The sequence below is a fragment of the Pseudoxanthomonas mexicana genome, from assembly GCF_001556105.1.
In the GTDB taxonomy this organism is placed as follows: Bacteria; Pseudomonadota; Gammaproteobacteria; order Xanthomonadales; family Xanthomonadaceae; genus Pseudoxanthomonas_A; species Pseudoxanthomonas_A mexicana_A.
This window is the reverse complement of record NZ_LSIF01000008.1, coordinates 1-17,749: the sequence shown is the minus strand read 5'-3', so window position 1 is coordinate 17,749 and position 17,749 is coordinate 1. Positions and strand designations below refer to the sequence as shown.

Here is a 17,749-nt window from a genome sequence, read left to right as displayed (position 1 = left end):
ACGGCGACGGTGGGCCAAGGCCCACCCTATGTCTATCGTTACGCGTCCGCGTCTTCCAGATCCACGCCGATGAAGCCGCCGGACTGGCGACGCCACAGCGCCGCATACAGGCCATCCTGTTCCAGCAACTCTTCATGGCTGCCGCTCTCGATGACGCGGCCGCCGTCCATCACGATCAGGCGGTCGAGCACGGCAATCGTCGACAGGCGGTGCGCGATGGCGATGACGGTCTTGCCTTCCATCAGCGTATACAGCTGCTCCTGGATGGCGGCCTCGACTTCCGAATCCAGCGCCGACGTCGCTTCGTCCAGCACCAGGATCGGCGCGTCCTTCAGCAGCACGCGGGCGATCGCCACGCGCTGGCGCTGGCCGCCGGACAGCTTCACGCCGCGCTCGCCCACCTGCGTGTCGTAGCCGCTGCGGCCCTTGGCATCGGTCAGGCCCTGGATGAAGTCGTCGGCATGCGCGCGCTGTGACGCCTCAAACAGTTCCGCTTCGGTCGCGTCGGGGCGGCCATAGCGGATGTTGTCGCGGATCGAGCGGTGCAGCAGCGACGTGTCCTGGGTGACCATGCCGATGTTCCGGCGCAGCGATTCCTGGGTGACGTGCGAAACCTCCTGGCCGTCGATCAGGATGCGCCCGCCTTCCACGTCGTAGAAGCGCAGCAGCAGGTTGACCAGCGTCGACTTGCCCGCGCCGGAGCGGCCGACGATACCTACCTTCTCGCCCGGCTTGATCACCAGCGACAGGTCGTCTATCACCTTGGCCTCGCGACCGTAGTGGAACTGGACGTGGTCGAAGCGGATCTCGCCCTGGGTGACGGCGAGGTCCTTCGCGTCCTTCGCATCGGCGATGGCCAGCGGCTGCGCCAGCGTGCCCATGCCGTCCTCGACCGTGCCGATGTTCTCGAACAGGCCGGCCACTTCCCACAGGATCCAGTCCGACATCGAGCGGATACGCATCACCAGCGCGATGGCGACGGCGATCGCGCCCATCGAGATCGACGACTGCAGCCACGCCCAGATCGCCACGCCCGCCACGCTGGCCAGCAGGAAGGCGTTGAGCGTGTGCAGGGCGACCGTCAGCTGGGTGACCAGGCGCATCTGCGCGTGCACGGTGACCATGAACTCGTCCATGGCGTTGCGCGCGTAGTCCTGCTCGCGCATGGTGTGGGCGAACAGCTTGATGGTCTGGATGTTGGTATAGCTGTCGACGATGCGGCCGGTCATCTGCGCGCGCGCGTCCGACTGCGCCATCGACACCGTCTGCAGGCGCGGCACGAAATGGAACACCAGCAGCAGGTAGCTGACCAGCCAGACCACCAGCGGCAGCACCAGCCAGATGTCGGCCTGCGCCACCAGCACCACGGTGCCGACGAAGTAGACGACGACGTAGACGAACACGTCCATCAGCTTCATCACCGTCTCGCGGATCGACAGCGCGGTCTGCATGACCTTCTGCGAGATGCGGCCGGCGAACTCGTCCTGGAAGAAGCCGACGCTCTGCCGCAGCAGGTAACGGTGCGACAGCCAGCGGGCGATCATCGGGTAGTTGCCGAAGATCGTCTGGTGGATGACCAGCGACTGCACCAGCACCAGCAGCGGATAGGCGACCACCACCAGCAGGCCCATCCACAACAGTTTCTCGCCGTGCACCTGCATGAAGCTGTCGCGGCCCGTGCTACCCATCCAGTCGACCAGCTGGCCCATGTAGTCGAAGAAGGTGATTTCCAGCGCCGAGATCACGCCGGTCAGCACCGACATCACCACCAGCCAGGGCAGCAGGGGGCGCGAGTAGTGCAGCAGGAACGGCAGCAGCGTCCGCGGCGGCGTGGTGGGCTCGCCCTTCGGATACGGGTTGATGCGGGTTTCGAAGAATCGGAACATCGGTCGGTCCATCGTGGGCGCGCACGGGCGCGCCGGGGGAAACGTACCGGCTCAGCCGGCGGGATAGGGCCAGGCCGCGCGGGCCTGGCGGAGCGCATGGCCGTACCAGGCGAGCTGGTCCAGCATGCGGCGTGCGGCGCGTGCGCTGGCGTCGGTGTCGCGGGGCAGGCCCATGCCGTCGAACCGGTCCCGGGCCTGCGCGAAGTACACGCCGTCGCGCACCGGCGTGGCATGCAGGCCACTGAACACCTGCCGCAACTGCTCGACGGCGCGTGCGCCACCACTGAGCCCGCCATACGCGACGAAGCCGACCAGTTTCGCCTGCCAGTGCGAGGCCACCAGGTCGATCATGTGCTTGAGCGCGGCGGGATAGCCGTGATTGTACTCCGGTACCACCACGACGAAGGCGTCGGCGCGCCAGATGCGTTGCTGCAGATTCACCAGGTCCGCGCCCGGTGCACCACCATGGCGATGCGGCAGGTCGAGCAGGGCGGGGTCGATGGCATCGACCGTGTAGTCGTTGCGCCGATCCAACTGTGTCCGCAGCCAGTCGGCCACGGTGTCGCAGAAGCGGCCTTCGCGCGTACTGCCGTACAGCAGCGCCAGGTGCAGGGGATCGGACATCGGGAAGCGGCTTGCGGGAACAGGAAGGGCAGGGCAGAACCTCAACCATTCTTGAGGTCAATGCGCCATGCCGGGAAAACAGCATCCTCCCATCGAAACGGAACTCACCGTCGGCCAGGTCGCTGCGCGCGCCGGTGTGGCGGTGTCCACGCTGCACTTCTACGAGGCCAAGGGCCTGATCCACAGCTGGCGCAACACCGGCAACCAGCGTCGCTATCCGCGCGAGGTGCTGCGCCGTGTGGCGGTGATCAAGGTCGCGCAGCGCACCGGCATTCCGCTGGCGGAAATCCAGGCCGCCCTGTCGTCGCTGCCGGAGAACCGCACGCCTACCGCTTCCGACTGGAAGAGGCTTTCCGCGCGCTGGCGCGAAGCGCTGGATGCGCGTATCGCCAGCCTGACCCGCCTGCGCGACCAGATGGACGGCTGCATCGGCTGCGGCTGCCTGTCGCTGAAGGTGTGCCCGCTGCGCAATCCGTGGGACGAGCTCGGCGAAGAGGGGCCGGGTGCGCGTTTGCTGGAATCGGCTGACTGAGCGGTCGCGGCAGCGGGCCATCGTGGCTAGAATCGCGGTGACCGGCAGGGAGCCGGACACATAAGGAGTGTGTGCATGGGCGGCATCAGCCTCTGGCACTGGATCATCCTGTTCCTGTTCTTCGTCCTGCCGGTATGCGCCATCGGCGGCCTGGCCTGGTTCCTGATCCGTCGTTCGCGGGCCGCGTCGCCGCCACCGCTCACGACGGAGACGCGGCTCCAACGCCTTGACGATCTGTTCGCCAAGGGCGCCATCACCCAGGGCGAGCACGAACGCCAGCGTGCGGATATCCTGCGCAGGCTCTGAACGGGACGCCCCCGTTCCTGCCCACTACCGAAGGAGATCGATATGAAGAAATGGATGCTGTGCCTGCTGTTCGTCGTGATGTCGCCGGCCTTCTCGGCTTCCGCGGCGCCCGCGAGCGAGTCCTCGGTGCGCGAGTTGCTGGAGGTCACCAAGACCAGACAGATGCTCGACCAGGTGTATGCCCAGATGGATGCCATGTACGCCGGTTCGATGCGTCAGGCGTTCGGTGAGACGATCACTGCCGAACAAGAAGTGCGAGTTACGCGACTCAGTACGCGCATGATGGAACTGATGAAGAAGGAGCTGTCCTGGGATGTCCTGGCGCCCATGTACGTCGACATCTACGGCAAGTCGTTCACCGAGGACGAAGTGCAGAGCATGCTGGTGTTCTACCGGACACCGGGCGGCCAGGCCGTGATCGACAAGATGCCGCTGGTGATGCAGCATACGATGCAGGCCATGCAGTCCCGCATCGGGACGCTGGTGCCGGAGATGCAGAAGATGCTGGCGGAAGAACTGCAGCAGGAAGCTCCTGCGCGCAACTGAGTCGGACGCCATGCCCGACCTCGCCCTGTTCGACTTCGACGGCACGCTGACCACGCGCGAGACGTTCCCCGATTTCATGCGCTACGCGGTGGCGCGCCCGCGGCTGCTGGCCGGGAGCGTGCTGCTGGCGCCGGTGGTGTTCGGCTATCGACGTGGCTGGATCGGGGGCAACCCGACGCGGGCGAGCATCGTGCAGGTGGGATTGCGTGGCGTGGAGGCGGCGAGGGTGCACGCGCTGGGGGCGACGTTCGCCCGCGATATCCTGCCTGGCGTGCTGCGGCCGGATGCCATGGCGCGATTGGCGTGGCATCGCGAGCGAGGGGATCGCGTGATCGTGGTGTCCGGAGGATTGGATGCCTACCTGCTGCCGTGGTGTGAGGCACAGGGCGTCGAACTGGCGTGTTCGGTGCTGGCCGAGCGCAATGGACGCATCACGGGCTACGCCGGCGCGCAATGCGTCGGCGACGAGAAAGTGCGTCGCGTACATGCACTCTGCGATCGCACAACCTACGCCGCGATCCACGCGTATGGCGATACGCACGAAGACCACGCCATGTTGGCGATGGCGCACCACAAGACCTACCGGGGACACGCATTGGCGTGAAGGGTCGCGCTAGGCGAATGGAACTTCCCGTCGTTCTTCGCTGCTTTGCAGGCCAAGCTCGATCAGGCGCATGACGTCGATGGCCTGTTGCGGCGTCACTGGCACGGGCCGCCCATGCAGGATCGCATCACGGATGCCCGCGTAGTAGTGGCGATAGTCGCCGGTTTCGGCATGGGCGACCTCGGCGCTGACGCGCCCGTCGCGTTCATGCACCCGTTCACCGGCGCGCGCATCCACGCCCCAGCCCGCCGAACCTGGCACCACGCCGGCGCGCAGTTGGTCTTCCTGCACGTCCAGCCCATGTTTGAGGTAGCTGCCGCGCGTTCCATGCACGGCGAAGCGCAGGCCATTGCCGGCGACCAGCGTGCCGGCGTGGAGGATGGCGCGGTGATGCAGGTAGCGCAGCGTGACGTCGAAGTAGTCCGCCGCCAGCGCGCCGTCGCGCAGCCGCGCGATGTCGGCGGTGATCGCCTGTGGCAGCCCGAACAGTTGCACCGCCTGATCGAGCAGATGCGGGCCGAGGTCGTACCAGAGCCCGCCGCCCGGCTCGTCGCGTTCACGCCAGCGGTCCTGCACGACGGGCCGGAAGCGGTCGAAGTGCGAATGGAACTCCGCCACGCGGCCGAGTTCGCCATCGGCGATCAATCGCTGCACGGTCAGGAAGTCCGCATCCCAGCGGCGGTTCTGGAACACGCTGAGCACGCGATCGGCGTTCCGCGCGGTATCGACGACGGCCGCGGCTTCCTCCAGTGTCACCGTGAAGGGTTTGTCCACCACCACATGCTTGCCGCGCGCCAGTGCCGCGATCGCCAGCGTGGCGTGCGATGCGTTCGGTGAAGCGATGACGACGAGATCCACGGCGGGATCGGCGAACGCGTGCTGCGTCTCCGGCGTGACGAGCGCGCCGGGCCAGTCGGCGTGCACCTTGCCGGCATCGCGGGATACCACGGTGTGCAGTACCAGGCCGTCGGTCGCCTGGATCAGCGGTGCATGGAAGACTTTGCCGACGAAGCCATAGCCAACCAGCGCGACGTTCAGTGGGGCGGGCATGGGTGCGCGTTCCGGGAAGACACGGGCATCTTACGTCGACGCAGGATGTTGATCACGCGTGCACGTGCATGAACCCCGTGCAACGCGACCCTGAACAAGCGATGCGTTTTCACGCGTGTTGTACGGACGCGCGCCGAGACTCCACGTCACTACCTCGAAGGAGAACCGCCATGCATCATGTACGCACCCGTTCGCTGCTGGTCGCCGCGATGACGACGGCCCTGGTTTTTTCCTCCGCCCACGTGCTGGCCGACAACCCGCCGAACGAGCCGGAAGAGAACGCACAGAACGATTCGAACCAGCCGGTGACCGATACCTGGATCACCACCAAGGTCAAGGCGGATCTGCTGGCCACCGAGAACGTATCGGGCCTCGACATCAAGGTCGAGACCGTCGATGGCGTGGTGACGCTGTCGGGCGCCGTGGCCAGCAAGGCGCAGAAGGACAAGGCCGTGGCCGTCGCCAAGCAGATCAAGGGCGTGAAGTCCGTCGAGGCCAGTGGCCTGACCCTCGCCTCGCGCTGATCCCCCTTGCCCGCGTGTGTGGCACGAAGCGGATGCACTCCAGCGTAGGGTGCATCCGCTTCTCTGTCTGGAACGTATGTCGTCCGTCCATTCAATCGCCCGGGAGCGACCGATGAGCCGCCTATGCCTGACCCGTCTTTCCTCCATCGCATTGATGGCCTGCGCAACGCTGTCCGCACACGCGGCCGAGCCGGTCACGTCGGTGCCGCAACTGGACATCTCCCGCTATGCCGGGCAGTGGCATGAGATCGCGCACCTGCCCATGTTCTTCCAGCGGCAGTGCGTGGGCGACATCACCGCCCGCTACTCGCTGGATACGCCCGGCAAGATCGGCGTGCTCAACGCGTGCAAGACGAAAGACGGCAGCATGGACCAGTCCCAGGGCGTCGCCCGTCCCGTCCAGGGGCACCCGGGTCGGCTGGAAGTACGGTTCGCACCGGATTGGCTGTCCTGGGTACCGATGGTCTGGGCCGACTACTGGGTGATCGCGCTGGACCCGGACTACCAGTGGGCGATGGTGGGCGGGCCGGACCGCGAATACCTGTGGATCCTGTCGCGGGAGCCGACCATGGACCGCGCGCGGTTCGAGCAGCTGAAAGCGAAGGCCGAAGCGATGGGCTACGACCTGTCGCCGTTGATCATGGCGGCGCCGTTGCGCTGACGCGTCAGAGCCGGTGCGTGTAGCGGAACTGCAGGAAGTTCTCGCCGGGGTTCGGTCGCTGGATGCCGGCGTTGGAAAAGTGCTGGAAGCGCACCGACCACTCATGCTGGTCGTTGTGCCCGAAGCGCTTGCCAAGCGCGACGTGGTCGCCGAAGTTGAAGGTGGTGCTGAAGGCTTTTACGCGCGTGTCGTACCTGGGGAAGATCACGTTCACGCCGATGCCGCCTTCGACGAACCAGCCGTCGCTCCACCCGTTCGGACGCCAGTGGAGCGCCGGGCTCACGCCCACCTGCGTGCTGTCCTCGCTGTCGCTGTGCCAGCGCCCCACTTCGCCTTGCCACTGGCCACTGACGTGGCCGTAGCGGTACTGCGTTTGCCAGCGCCAGTCGCGACTGGCGCCGACCGTCAGCGACTGCGCGTCTTCGGCGGCCCCGCCCTGCACGTACCAGGCGCTGCGTGGCCCGGCCGCGAGGGCCTGCGTGCTGGCCACGGCCATCAGCGCACCCAGCGCAAGCCGGGACGCGATGCGCGGAAACGGAAACGGGCGATGGTGGACGGCAACGTCGTAAAGAAGGTGCGCAGCGGGCACGGATGACACTCGATCGGGAGGCTGCGCCCGTGGGCGCAGCATGCAGGGCGTCGACGCAAAGAAGGCGTGACGGATCAGGGCAGTGCGGCCATTGCCGGCGCCACGTCCTGCTCGCCCCAGCCACCCAGCGATTTGTAGATCGCCACGACGCCGACGTTGACACCGGCTTCCGCCTGCGCGAGTGCGTCGTCGGCGGCCAACTGCGTGCGTTGCGCGTCCAGCAGGGTCAGGAAGTCCGAAGAGCCGGCGCGATATCGGATCTCGGCCAGTTCCGCCGCGCGGCGGGCGGCAGTGGATTGCTCCAGCCGGATCTTCAGTTGCGCCTGTTGCTTGGCGTAGGACAGCAACGCGTTCTCCGTGTCCTCCAGCGCGCCGAGCACGGCTTTCTCGTACTGCGCGGTGATGCCATCGGCCTGCGCTTCGCTGGCACGCAGGCGCGCACGCACGCTGCCCATGTCGAATGCGGCCCAGCTGATCGACGGCGTGACCTGCCAGGCGCGGTTGTCGCCGTTGACCAGGTTGCCCCAACCGCCCGACAGGAAGCCGATGAAGCCGCGCAGGCTGACACGGGGGAACAGATCCGCCGTGGCGACGCCGACGCGGGCCGTGGCCGCCGCCAGCCGACGCTCGGCGGCGCGCACGTCCGGTCGCTGGCGCAGCAGGCCGGTGGTGTCGCCGATCGGCAACGCCTTGGCGAACGCGGGCGCTTCGCGCGGGGCGAGCAGGGTATCCAGTTCGCCCGGACGCTTGCCGACCAGCACGGCCAGGCGATGGCGCGACTGGCCTTCGACCGCCTCCAGCAGCGGCACGTCGGCTTCCACCGCACGCACGCGGGCCAGGCTGCTTTGCACGTCCAGCTGGCTGCCGGCGCCGAGGTCGAAGCGCGATTCGGTCAGGCGCTGGGTCTCGCCCAGCGTCTGCAGGATGCGCCGTGCGACGTCGAGCCGCTTCTGCGTGCCGCGCAGCTCGAAGTAGTTGCGCGCCACTTCCGCCGCCACGGTGACCTGCATGGCCTGCAGGTCGTTGCGCTGCGCCTGCAGGTCCGCATGCGCGGCTTCGGCGTTGCGGCGCACGCGGCCGAACAGGTCCAGCTCCCACGCCGCATCGAAGCCGGCGGAGTAGCTGTCCGTCTCCACGCGGCCCTGGCCTTCGACCGGCTGCTTGCTGCGCGTGCCCTCCACGCCCATCGTGACGCGCGGCGCCAGGCCCAGGCGCCGCTCGGAAAACACCGCACGGGCTTCGTTGACGCGCGAAACCGCGATGCGCAGGTCCAGGTTGGCCAGCAGCGATTCGCGCACCAGCTGGTCCAGCACCGGGTCGTCGAACTGGCCCCACCACGCGGCGACCGGATGGTCGCCGACGTAGTCGACTGAGGCCACGTGCTGCAACGTGGCGGGCGCGGTCTGCGGCGCCACGTAATCGGGACCCACGGTGACGCAGCCGGCCAGCAGCACGGCGGCGACGCCGAGGACGAGTGGACGCATCACCATGGCAGCACCTGGTCGAAGTAGTAGTAGCCGCCGGTGGGGCCGTCGTTGTCGATCAGCGCCAGCTGCACGCTGGTGCGCGCACCTTCGGGGACGGACAGTTCGCCGTTCTGCTGGTCGCCGGCCTTGTTCATGTCGGTCTGCACGTAGCCCGGATGGATCGTGTTGACCTTGATGCCGGTGTCCTTGAGCTCGTGGGCCAGATGGATGGTCCACGCGTTGACCGCGCTCTTGGAGACGTTGTACGCCGGCACGCCCTTGAACTCGTAGATGAAGGAGGCCGGATTCTGGTGCTCGGACAGCGAGCCCAGCAGGCTGGACACGTTGACGATGCGGCCGGCCGTGGACTTGCGCAGCAGCGGCAGGAACGCCTGCGTGGTTTCGATCACGCCGAACAGGTTGGTGTCGAAGGTGGTGCGCCACGTGTCGAGCGACTGGCCGGCGACGCCCTTGCTGGCGTCGTCGACCAGGATGCCGGCGTTGTTGACCAGGATGTCGAGCCGCCCGTGGCGCTGCTCGACCTCCTTGACCGCGGCGGCGATGCTGGCCGCATCGGTGACGTCGAGCGCGATGGCCTCGACCGACAGTCCCTGCGACTGCAGGTCGAGCGCGGCTTCGACCGCCTTGTCGCGGCTGCGGCCGGCCAGCAGGGTGTGTACGCCGGCCTCGGCCAGCTGGCGGACGGTTTCGCGACCGATGCCGCGGGTGGCGCCGGTGACCAGGGCGATCTTGGAAGAAGTGTTCATGGCATGACCTCGTTGGGTAAGGGGAGTGGATCAGGCGTGTGTCGTCGCCGTGTCGGCGACAGGGGCGTGGGACACCAGCGGCTTGTTGGCCAGCTTGCGCAAGGCCACGTAGAACACCGGCGTCAGGAACAGGCCGAACAGGGTGACGCCCAGCATGCCGGCGAACACGGTGATGCCGGTGACGGAGCGGACCTCGGCGCCGGCACCGCTGGACAGCACCAGCGGCACGGTCCCGGCGATGAAGGCCACCGACGTCATGATGATCGGACGCAGGCGCAGGCGGCAGGATTCCAGCGCTGACTCGACGATGCCCTTGCCCTGCAGCTCCAGTTCGCGGGCGAACTCGACGATCAGGATGGCGTTCTTGCACGCCAGGCCCATCAGCACCACCAGGCCCACCTGCACGAACACGTTGTTGTCGCCGCCCACCAGCCACACGCCGGCCAGCGCCGACAGCAGCGTCATCGGCACGATCAGGATCACCGCCAGCGGCAGCGTCCAGCTTTCGTACAGCGCGGCCAGCACCAGGAAGGCCAGCAGCACGGCCAGCGGGAATACCACCAGCGCGGCCTTGCCCTGCGTGGCCTGCTGGTAGCTCAGGTCGCTCCAGTCGATGCCCATGCCGGTCGGCAGCACCTGCTGCGCCAGCTCGGTGACCTTGGCCATCGCCTCGCCGGACGACAGCACGCGCGGGTCGGCTTCACCCAGCAGGTCGGCCGCGGGATAGCCGTTGAAGCGGATCACCGGGTCCGGGCCATAGGTCTGCTTGATGCTGACCATGCTGCCGATCGGCACCATCTCGCCGTTGGCGTTGCGGGTGCGCAGGTTGGCGATGTCCTCGACGTCGTCGCGGAACTGGCCGTCGGCCTGCGCGATGACCTGCCAGGTGCGGCCGAACATGTTGAAGTCGTTGACGTAGGCCGAGCCGAGATAGGTCTGCAGCGTGTCGAACAGTTCGGTCAGCGGTACGCCCTGCGCCTTGGCCTTCACGCGGTCGACCTCGGCATCCAGCTGCGGCACGTTGGCCTGGTAGCTGCTGATCGGGAAGCCCAGGCCGGGCGTCTGCGACGCCGCGCCCTGGAACGCCTGCACCGCGTTCTGCAACTCGCCATAGCCCAGGCGCGTGCGGTCCTCGATGAAGAGCGACCAGCCCGAGCCGTTGCCCAGTCCCTGGATCGGCGGCGGCATGAGGGCGAAGGTGAAGCCCTCCTCGATGCCGGCGAACTTCTGGTTGAGCTCGGCCGTGATCTGCTCGGCGCTGTTCTTGCGCTCGCCGAAAGGCTTGAGGTTGAAGAACACCACGCCATTGTTCGGCGTGTTGGTGAACTGCAGCGGGTTCAGGCCGGGGAAGGCGATCTCGTCCTGCACGCCTTCCACTTCCATCGCCAGCTTGGTCATCTTCTTCAGCACGGCGTCGGTGCGCTCGATCGAGGCGCCTTCCGGCATCTTCACGCCGGCGATCAGGTACAGCTTGTCCTGCACCGGGATGAAGCCGGCCGGCACCGCCTTGAACATCACGCCCGCACCGATCAACAGCACGATGTAGACGGCGAACACGGCGCCACGCTTGCCGAGCGCACGCGACACCGCGCCTTCATAGCGCTGCGAGCTGCGGTTGAAGAAGCGGTTGAACGGACGGAACAGCCAGCCGAACAGGCGGTCGATCAGGCGCGACGGGCCGTCCTTCGGCGCGCCGTGCGACTTCAGCAGCTTGGCGGCCAGCGCCGGCGACAGGGTCAGCGAGTTGATCGCCGAGATCACCGTGGAGATGGCGATGGTGACCGCGAACTGCTTGTAGAACTGGCCGGTGACGCCGGTGAGGAAGGCCATCGGCACGAACACCGCGCACAGCACCAGCGCGATCGCGATGATCGGTCCGGAGACTTCCTTCATCGCCAGATGCGCGGCTTCCAGCGGGGTGGCGCCGTGTTCGATGTGGCGCTCGACGTTCTCGACGACCACGATCGCGTCGTCCACCACGATGCCGATCGCCAGCACCAGGCCGAACAGCGTCAGCGTATTGATCGAATAACCCAGCAGGTACAGCACCGCGAAGGTACCGACCACCGACACCGGCACCGCCAGCAGCGGGATGATCGACGCGCGCCAGGTCTGCAGGAACAGGATCACCACCAGCACCACCAGCAAGGTGGCTTCCAGCAGCGTGGTGACCACCGAGGTGATCGAATCGCGGACGAACACCGTGGTGTCGTATACCGAGGTGATCTCCACGCCCGGCGGCAGCGTCTTGCGCACCTCGTCCATCTTGGCGACGACGGCGTCGCGGATCTGCAGCGCGTTCGCGCCCGGGGCCTGGAAGATGCCGACGGCCGCGGCGTTCTGGCCATTCAGGCGCGCACGCAGCGTGTAGTCGCCGGCCGCGAGTTCGATGCGGGCCACGTCGGCCAGGCGGACGATCTCGCCGTCGTTGCCGGCCTTCAGCACGATGTCGCCGAATTCCTGCACCGTCCCCAGACGGCCCTTGGCATTGATCGGCAGCAGGAAATCGCTGCCGTTCGGCATCGGTTCGGCGCCCAGCTGGCCGGCCGAGACCTGCACGTTCTGCTCGCGTACGGCACGCAGCACGTCGCTGGCGGTCATGCCGCGCGCGGCCACCTTGTCCGGGTCCAGCCACAGGCGCATGGCGTAGTCGCCGCCGCCGAACAGCTGCGCGTCGCCGACGCCGGAGATCTTCGCCAGTTCGTCCTTCACGTGCAGGCGCATGTAGTTGCGCAGATACAGCGAGTCGTACTTGCCGTCCTTGGAGATCAGGTGCACCACCATCAGGAAGACCGGCGACTGCTTCTGCGTGGTCACGCCCTGGCGGCGCACATCCTCGGGCAGGCGCGCCTGCGCCTGCGCCACGCGGTTCTGCACGCGCACCGCGGCTTCGTCGGCATCGGTGCCGGGCTTGAAGGTCACGGTCAGCTGCAGCACGCCGTCGGAACCGGCGACGGACTTGACGTACATCATGTCCTGGACGCCGTTGATCGCTTCTTCCAGCGGCGTGGCGACGGTTTCGGCGATCACCTTGGGGTTGGCGCCGGGATACACGGTGCGCACCACCACCGATGGCGGCACCACTTCGGGGTACTCGCCGATCGGCAGCAGCGGGATCGAGATCAGGCCGGCGGCGAAGATCACGATCGACAACACGGCGGCGAAGATCGGCCGGTCGATGAAGAAACGGGAGAAGTCCATGGGTGGATTTCCTGGATGGGAGGTGCAAAGGGCTTGCCACTGCCCGTGAGGGCAATGGTGGGAGTCGTGGATTGCGTCGGATCCCATCCCCGGCGGTGCCGGGGATGGCGCCGTGCTTACTTCATGGCGACCGCCGTGGCGGGGGCTTCAGCCGCACCCATCGCCACGGCCTTGGCCTGCACCGGCATGCCGGGGAAGAAGACCTTCTGCACGCCGCTGACGATGACCTTGTCGCCGGCATTCAGGCCCTTCTCCACGATGCGCAGGCCATCGGCCATGCGGCCCACCTGTACGTCGCGGCGCTGCGCCTTGCCGTCCTTGTCGACGACGTAGACGTACTTGCGGTCCTGGTCGGTCAGCACGGCCTTGTCGTCGACCAGCGCGGCCTTGAATTCGCCGCTGCCGAGCAGGCGAACGCGGGCGTACAGGCCGGGGGTGAAGATGCGGTCGGCGTTGTCGAGCACGGCGCGCGCACGGATGGTGCCGGTGCTGCGGTCGACCTCGTTGTCGAGGAAGTCGACCGTGCCCGCGTGCGGGAAGTCGGTCTCGTCCGCCAGCGCGACCTGCACCGGAACCTTGCCGTCGCGTTCGCTCGGGCGTTCGCCCTTGCGCGCCATCTCGGCGTAGCGCAGGAAGGCGCGCTCGTCGGCGTCGAAGTGCACGTGCACCTTGTCCAGCGACACCACCGTGGTCAGCACGCTGGCGGCATCGCCGGCGCTGACCAGGTTGCCGGCGGTGACCAGCGCACGACCGGCGCGGCCGTTGATCGGCGCGCGCACCCGCGTCCATTCCAGGTTGAGGCGGGCGGTTTCCACCGCCGCCTGCGCGGCGGCGACGTTGGCCTGCGCCTGGTCGGCGTTGGCGCGGCGCTGTTCGTACTCTTCGGTCGACAGCGCCTGCAGGTCGGCCAGGCGCTTGGCGCGCGAGGCTTCGCTGCGGCCCAGTTCGGCCTGCGTGCGCGCACGCGCCAGTTCGGCCTGCGCGCGCGCCAGTTCGGCGCGGTAGCTGCGGGCGTCGATGGTGAAGAGCACATCGCCCTTCTTCACTTCCTGGCCTTCGGTGTAGACGACGCGGTCGATGTAGCCGGAGACGCGCGGACGCAGGTCGACATGCTCGATGGCCTGGACGCGGCCGCTGAATTCGTCCCACTGGCTGATCGACTTGACCGGCACGGACGCGACGCTGACCTGCGGCGGTGGGGGCGCCCCGTTTTCGGCGGCCTGGCCGCTGCAACCGGCCAGCACGGCAAGGGCGAGGATGCTGAAGGCGCCCAGCGCCAGCAGGCGCGGCGCACGCGAAGCGGGAAAGGAGTGCGTGTTCATGGAGGTGGTCTCTGGGGGAGAAGAGGAAACGGGTGGGAAGGGTGCGACCTGAAGTCAGGTTGAGGTCAAGCGGCAGATCGGAATCAGGGCAAGGACGGTGGGGAATGCGGTGGCGTGACAGTCAGGCCGAGGCGCGGCCGTTGCGCCGCGCACCGGCGACGGCCCACAGCGCCTCCTCGAAATCGCAGGCGACCGTCTGTTCCGGCGGCTTCGCGTCGCGCGCCGACCAGGTGACGATCGATTGCGATGCACGATCGTTGCGCGACAGCAGCGACACCGCGCTGCGTCCGACGGCCAGCGCGTTCGGCCATTCGGCGCAGGCGTTGATCGCGTTGTCCGGCGTGCAGACCGGTTTGTCGACCGACAGCAGTTGCACGCGCACGCCCATCGTCTGCGCTTCCTCGTGAAGCACCTGGGTCAGCATGCGCATCGCCGCGCCGGTCACCGAGGCGTGGCCGTAACCCGACCAGCCGCGTTCCGCGTACGGCCCGCCGATCAGCACGTAGTTGGCGGCGGTCTGGCTTTCCGACAGCAGCGGCAACAGGTGGCGCGCGGCGGCGAGATGCGGGATCAGGTCCGCCTCGAGCTTCTCCAGCAGGAACGAGGCCGGGCGGTCCAGCACGCGACCGCTCTGCAGCGGCGTGCCCATGCTGGCGAACACCGCACGCAGCGGACGTCCGCGCTCGCGCACTTCGTCGGCCAGGCGCGCGGCACCGCGGTCGTCGTGGATGCATGGCGACAGCAGCAGTTGCAGGCCAGGCTCGTCCTCGAAGTGCTCGGCCAGCGCACTCATGCGCGGTCCTTCGCGACCGACGGCGAGCACCGGGCTGCCAGCTTCGAGCAGCGCGCCGACCACGCCGAAACCGACGTTGCCGCTCGCACCCAGCACCAGCGCACCGGGCGTCAGTGCGTCTTTCGTCGTGATCACGGCAGCCTCCGCCCGGCGACGGGCGCGATGCGCGTGCTGACGCCGGCCGACTTCACCCGCAGGCGCAGCGCGCCGCCATCGGCCAGGTGCCGCGGCAGGGTGAATTCGCGAAAGCCGGCGGCCTTGCGCACGAACGGCAGACGCATGGCGGACCGACCCGTCGCGGGGGAGGATGACGACGGGTCGGCCGGCCTGCGGAAGTGTCCGGCCAGCGTGCGTGCAACGGCACGCAGCCAGCGCAGGGCGGCAGTCGGAAGGGAAGCGGGCATGGCGTGCAGTCTGGCGACCGGCACGGCGGCGGCGATATCCGGATCCTGTTGTGCGGTTGCCTGATCCTGCGCGCTGTCGAGTGGTGGAGCGACGAACGCCTGGCAGCGACCAAGGCGCAGCCGCGAGTCGTTGGCCCGGTCCTGGCTGGACGCCGCGCCACGCGTCGGAATGCGGCGGGCGAGTGTCCCGCTCATGGGATGAATCCTCCCGTGTTCGGGATAATCCCAGAAGCCGACATCAGCTTGCCGATGCGGCGCCCGCCACCCAGCACACCACCTCGCTGGGAGCGTGGCGCCGCCACATGGCCGGAAACGTCATGTAACAGCAGGCTTTTGTTGCGACGGAAAGCCCGCGGATACGGGGATTCGGCAGTGTCTTCGGGATGCTCCAGCGACTGGAAGAAGCGGGCGAACAGCATGGGGGCGGTACCCGGTGGAGGACGATGGGTGCCAAGGTACGCCCCCAATGAGGACTTGATTAGTCCTGATTTAGGGGAATAATCATCCCGTCAGCGGGCCAATATGCCCTTCGTCTACCGGAGCCTCACGATGAGTCACGATCTCAACGACACCCTGATCTTCGTCAAGGTGGTGGAGCAGGGCAGCTTCATCGCTGCCGCCAACGTGTTGCGTCTGCCGAAGACCACGGTGAGCCGCAAGGTGCAGGAACTGGAAACGCGCCTGGGCGCGCAGTTGCTGCACCGGACCACGCGCAAGCTCGGCCTCACCGAAGCCGGCAACATCTACTACGAGCACTGCCAGCGCATCGCGCGCGAGTTGAACGAAGCAGCGAGCGCGGTCAGCCAGCTGCATGCCGGTCCGCGCGGTTGGCTCCGCTTTACCGCGCCGTATTCGATCGGCATCGACAAGATCGCGCCCCTGCTGGGCCAGTTCCACGCGCAGTACCCCGAGATCCGCGTGGAGATGCTGCTCGCCAACGACACGCTCGACCTGATCTCCGGCGAGATCGACGTGGCGCTGCGCATCGGCAGCCTGCCGGATTCCAACCTGGTCGCGCGCCGCCTGAGCACGCTGCGCACGCAGGTCTACGCCAGCCCGAAGTACCTGGCGCGTTACGGCGAGCCGCTGCACCCGGACGATCTGCAGCACCATCGCGTGCTGGCGATGCCGAAGAACCGCCGCGGCAACGGCTTTGCGCTGACACTGCGCGATGCCAACGGCGAGCAGGACTATCCGATCAATCCCATCCTGGTGGCGAACGATCCTGCCGCGCTGAAGGGCGCGCTGCTGTGCGGCGAAGGCCTGATGGTCGGCGCTGACGTGATGGTGAAGCCGTACCTGGAGCAGGGCCATCTGCAACGCGTGCTGGCCGGCTGGGCCGGACCGGAGTTCGAATTCAACGCCGTGTTCCCGCGCGGCCACGTGCAGTCGCCGAAGGTGCGTGCGTTCGTCGACTTCCTGGTCGAGCGGATGAAGTTCGACGTCGACTACATGATGGAGCACTGCCCGGTGTACCTGCAGCAGCAGGCCGAAGCGCGTGTGGCGGCCGAGTCCGTTCCCGAGGCGGAAGCCGCCGCGGCCGTCGGACGCAAGCTGCTGGCCGACGTCCTCAGCTGAGCCACGGGCGCCTGCCTAACGATTCCCGAACGCAAGCGGCCACGCGGGTGGCTACGATGGCGACGCATCGCCGGAGTCGGGTCGTCGTGCCAAGGAGGGACGGTCGCCACATGTCTGCCACCTCACCAGGAATCCGAACGATGAAGAAACTGATCGCCGCCTCCGCGGCGCTCTGGTTGGCGGCATGCTCGCCCGCCACGCCCGATGCCGCCGCCCCGGCGGCGCAGCCGGCGCCTGCGGGCGAGACGGCGGACGCGGCCCCCTCACCCGCAGCGCCGGTGGCCGCCATCGTCGATGATCCGACGGCGGTGAACCAGGCGATCGATGAGGTCCTTGGCGACCACACGCGCTACGAAGCCGTGATCCGCGAGCTGCAGAAGGCCGTGACGGCGAAGGACACGGCGGCCGTGGCCGCACTGGTGCACTACCCGTTTACCACGGTGCGCGACGGCCAGTCGTTGAATGTCATCGATGCCGTCGCCTTCGTGGGTGACTACGACAGGATCGTGACGCCAGCCATTGCCGACGCCATCACGCAGCAGAAGTATTCGCAGCTGATGGTCAACTACAAGGGTGTGATGTTCGGCAACGGCGAGGCGTGGGTGAACGGCATCTGCAAGGACGACGCCTGCAAGGAGGTCGATGTGCGCGTGGTGGCGCTGCAGCCGACGTCGTGATCGGGACGCTGCTGTTGTGGTTGTGGGAGCGACGTAAGTCGCGAACGCATCGCAGGCATGTTCGGAAGGGTTGCGTGCGCGGATGGCATCCGCTCGCGACTTGCGTCGCTCCCACAGAGAACCATGACATCGCTCCCGGCACGAACAAAAAAAGGGCGGCCGATTGAACTGACCCCCCAATGTTGGACGGTCGGTTTGTAGCTTACGCTGCCAAGGGCT

At 67.5% G+C, this 17,749-nt stretch carries 19 protein-coding genes; 8 read left to right on the top strand and 11 right to left on the bottom strand.

Annotated features, from left to right (window positions below; all coding sequences use genetic code 11):
- Positions 1-38: 38 nt before the first annotated feature.
- Positions 39-1,886: an ABC transporter ATP-binding protein gene (locus AX730_RS00880; RefSeq protein ID WP_083537620.1), complete on the bottom strand. Its 1,848-nt coding sequence runs from the start codon at positions 1,884-1,886 to the stop codon at positions 39-41.
- Positions 1,887-1,937: 51 nt separating this feature from the next.
- Positions 1,938-2,510 (bottom strand): NADPH-dependent FMN reductase, encoded by a 573-nt coding sequence (locus AX730_RS00875; protein WP_062350549.1) that lies wholly within the window; start codon positions 2,508-2,510, stop codon positions 1,938-1,940.
- Positions 2,511-2,577: 67 nt separating this feature from the next.
- On the opposite strand from AX730_RS00875, the gene soxR reads away from it, so the two are divergent.
- From soxR to AX730_RS00855, 4 genes are all read left to right on the top strand, one after another.
- Positions 2,578-3,042 carry a redox-sensitive transcriptional activator SoxR gene (gene soxR / locus AX730_RS00870; RefSeq protein WP_062350546.1) on the top strand — a complete coding sequence of 155 codons (465 nt, stop codon included), beginning with the start codon at positions 2,578-2,580 and terminating at the stop codon, positions 3,040-3,042.
- A 75-nt stretch (positions 3,043-3,117) separates the two neighbouring features.
- Positions 3,118-3,348: an SHOCT domain-containing protein gene (locus AX730_RS00865; RefSeq protein WP_157074026.1), complete on the top strand. Its 231-nt coding sequence runs from the start codon at positions 3,118-3,120 to the stop codon at positions 3,346-3,348.
- Positions 3,349-3,390: 42 nt separating this feature from the next.
- A complete protein-coding gene (locus AX730_RS00860; RefSeq protein WP_062350541.1) occupies positions 3,391-3,894 on the top strand; it encodes a DUF2059 domain-containing protein in 504 nt (167 codons plus the stop codon).
- Positions 3,895-3,904: 10 nt separating this feature from the next.
- Positions 3,905-4,498, top strand: coding sequence for an HAD-IB family hydrolase (locus AX730_RS00855; RefSeq protein ID WP_062350537.1), 594 nt, complete (start codon positions 3,905-3,907; stop codon positions 4,496-4,498).
- A 9-nt stretch (positions 4,499-4,507) separates the two neighbouring features.
- Here the strand turns inward: AX730_RS00855 and AX730_RS00850 are convergent, their stop codons facing one another.
- On the bottom strand, positions 4,508-5,548 hold the full coding sequence (locus tag AX730_RS00850; protein WP_062350533.1) for an oxidoreductase: 1,041 nt from the start codon (positions 5,546-5,548) through the stop codon (positions 4,508-4,510).
- Positions 5,549-5,718: 170 nt separating this feature from the next.
- On the opposite strand from AX730_RS00850, the gene AX730_RS00845 reads away from it, so the two are divergent.
- Together AX730_RS00845 and AX730_RS00840 are read left to right on the top strand one after the other, a co-directional pair.
- Complete coding sequence (locus AX730_RS00845; RefSeq protein WP_062350530.1) at positions 5,719-6,072, top strand: BON domain-containing protein; 354 nt, start codon at positions 5,719-5,721, stop codon at positions 6,070-6,072.
- Between the two features lie 112 nt (positions 6,073-6,184).
- Positions 6,185-6,733, top strand: coding sequence for a lipocalin family protein (locus tag AX730_RS00840; RefSeq protein ID WP_062350527.1), 549 nt, complete (start codon positions 6,185-6,187; stop codon positions 6,731-6,733).
- 4 nt (positions 6,734-6,737) lie between these two features.
- Here the strand turns inward: AX730_RS00840 and AX730_RS00835 are convergent, their stop codons facing one another.
- The 8 genes from AX730_RS00835 to AX730_RS18690 all read right to left on the bottom strand — a co-directional run bounded on the left by AX730_RS00835 (position 6,738) and on the right by AX730_RS18690 (position 15,694).
- Complete coding sequence (locus tag AX730_RS00835) at positions 6,738-7,322, bottom strand: acyloxyacyl hydrolase (protein ID WP_198146948.1); 585 nt, start codon at positions 7,320-7,322, stop codon at positions 6,738-6,740.
- Between the two features lie 74 nt (positions 7,323-7,396).
- A complete protein-coding gene (locus tag AX730_RS00830) occupies positions 7,397-8,812 on the bottom strand; it encodes an efflux transporter outer membrane subunit (protein WP_062350519.1) in 1,416 nt (471 codons plus the stop codon).
- Positions 8,806-9,555, bottom strand: a complete 750-nt coding sequence (locus AX730_RS00825) for an SDR family oxidoreductase (protein WP_062350516.1) — start codon at positions 9,553-9,555, stop codon at positions 8,806-8,808. The genes AX730_RS00830 and AX730_RS00825 overlap by 7 nt, the downstream gene beginning before the upstream one ends.
- Positions 9,556-9,585: 30 nt before the next feature.
- The gene (locus tag AX730_RS00820; RefSeq protein WP_062350513.1) at positions 9,586-12,756 is read right to left on the bottom strand and encodes an efflux RND transporter permease subunit; all 3,171 of its coding nucleotides are present in this window, start codon (positions 12,754-12,756) and stop codon (positions 9,586-9,588) included.
- Between the two features lie 116 nt (positions 12,757-12,872).
- Positions 12,873-14,078: an efflux RND transporter periplasmic adaptor subunit gene (locus tag AX730_RS00815; protein WP_062350510.1), complete on the bottom strand. Its 1,206-nt coding sequence runs from the start codon at positions 14,076-14,078 to the stop codon at positions 12,873-12,875.
- Positions 14,079-14,199: 121 nt separating this feature from the next.
- Complete coding sequence (locus AX730_RS00810; RefSeq protein ID WP_232310139.1) at positions 14,200-15,006, bottom strand: SDR family NAD(P)-dependent oxidoreductase; 807 nt, start codon at positions 15,004-15,006, stop codon at positions 14,200-14,202.
- Positions 15,003-15,470, bottom strand: coding sequence for a hypothetical protein (locus tag AX730_RS00805; protein ID WP_062350507.1), 468 nt, complete (start codon positions 15,468-15,470; stop codon positions 15,003-15,005). Before AX730_RS00805 ends, AX730_RS00810 begins: the two co-directional genes overlap by 4 nt.
- The gene (locus AX730_RS18690; RefSeq protein WP_157074025.1) at positions 15,467-15,694 is read right to left on the bottom strand and encodes a hypothetical protein; all 228 of its coding nucleotides are present in this window, start codon (positions 15,692-15,694) and stop codon (positions 15,467-15,469) included. The genes AX730_RS00805 and AX730_RS18690 overlap by 4 nt, the downstream gene beginning before the upstream one ends.
- A 130-nt stretch (positions 15,695-15,824) precedes the next feature.
- On the opposite strand from AX730_RS18690, the gene AX730_RS00800 reads away from it, so the two are divergent.
- On the top strand, positions 15,825-16,853 hold the full coding sequence (locus AX730_RS00800; RefSeq protein ID WP_062350691.1) for a LysR family transcriptional regulator: 1,029 nt from the start codon (positions 15,825-15,827) through the stop codon (positions 16,851-16,853).
- A gap of 140 nt (positions 16,854-16,993) precedes the next feature.
- Positions 16,994-17,530 carry a hypothetical protein gene (locus tag AX730_RS00795; RefSeq protein ID WP_062350504.1) on the top strand — a complete coding sequence of 179 codons (537 nt, stop codon included), beginning with the start codon at positions 16,994-16,996 and terminating at the stop codon, positions 17,528-17,530.
- Positions 17,531-17,749: the final 219 nt, after the last annotated feature.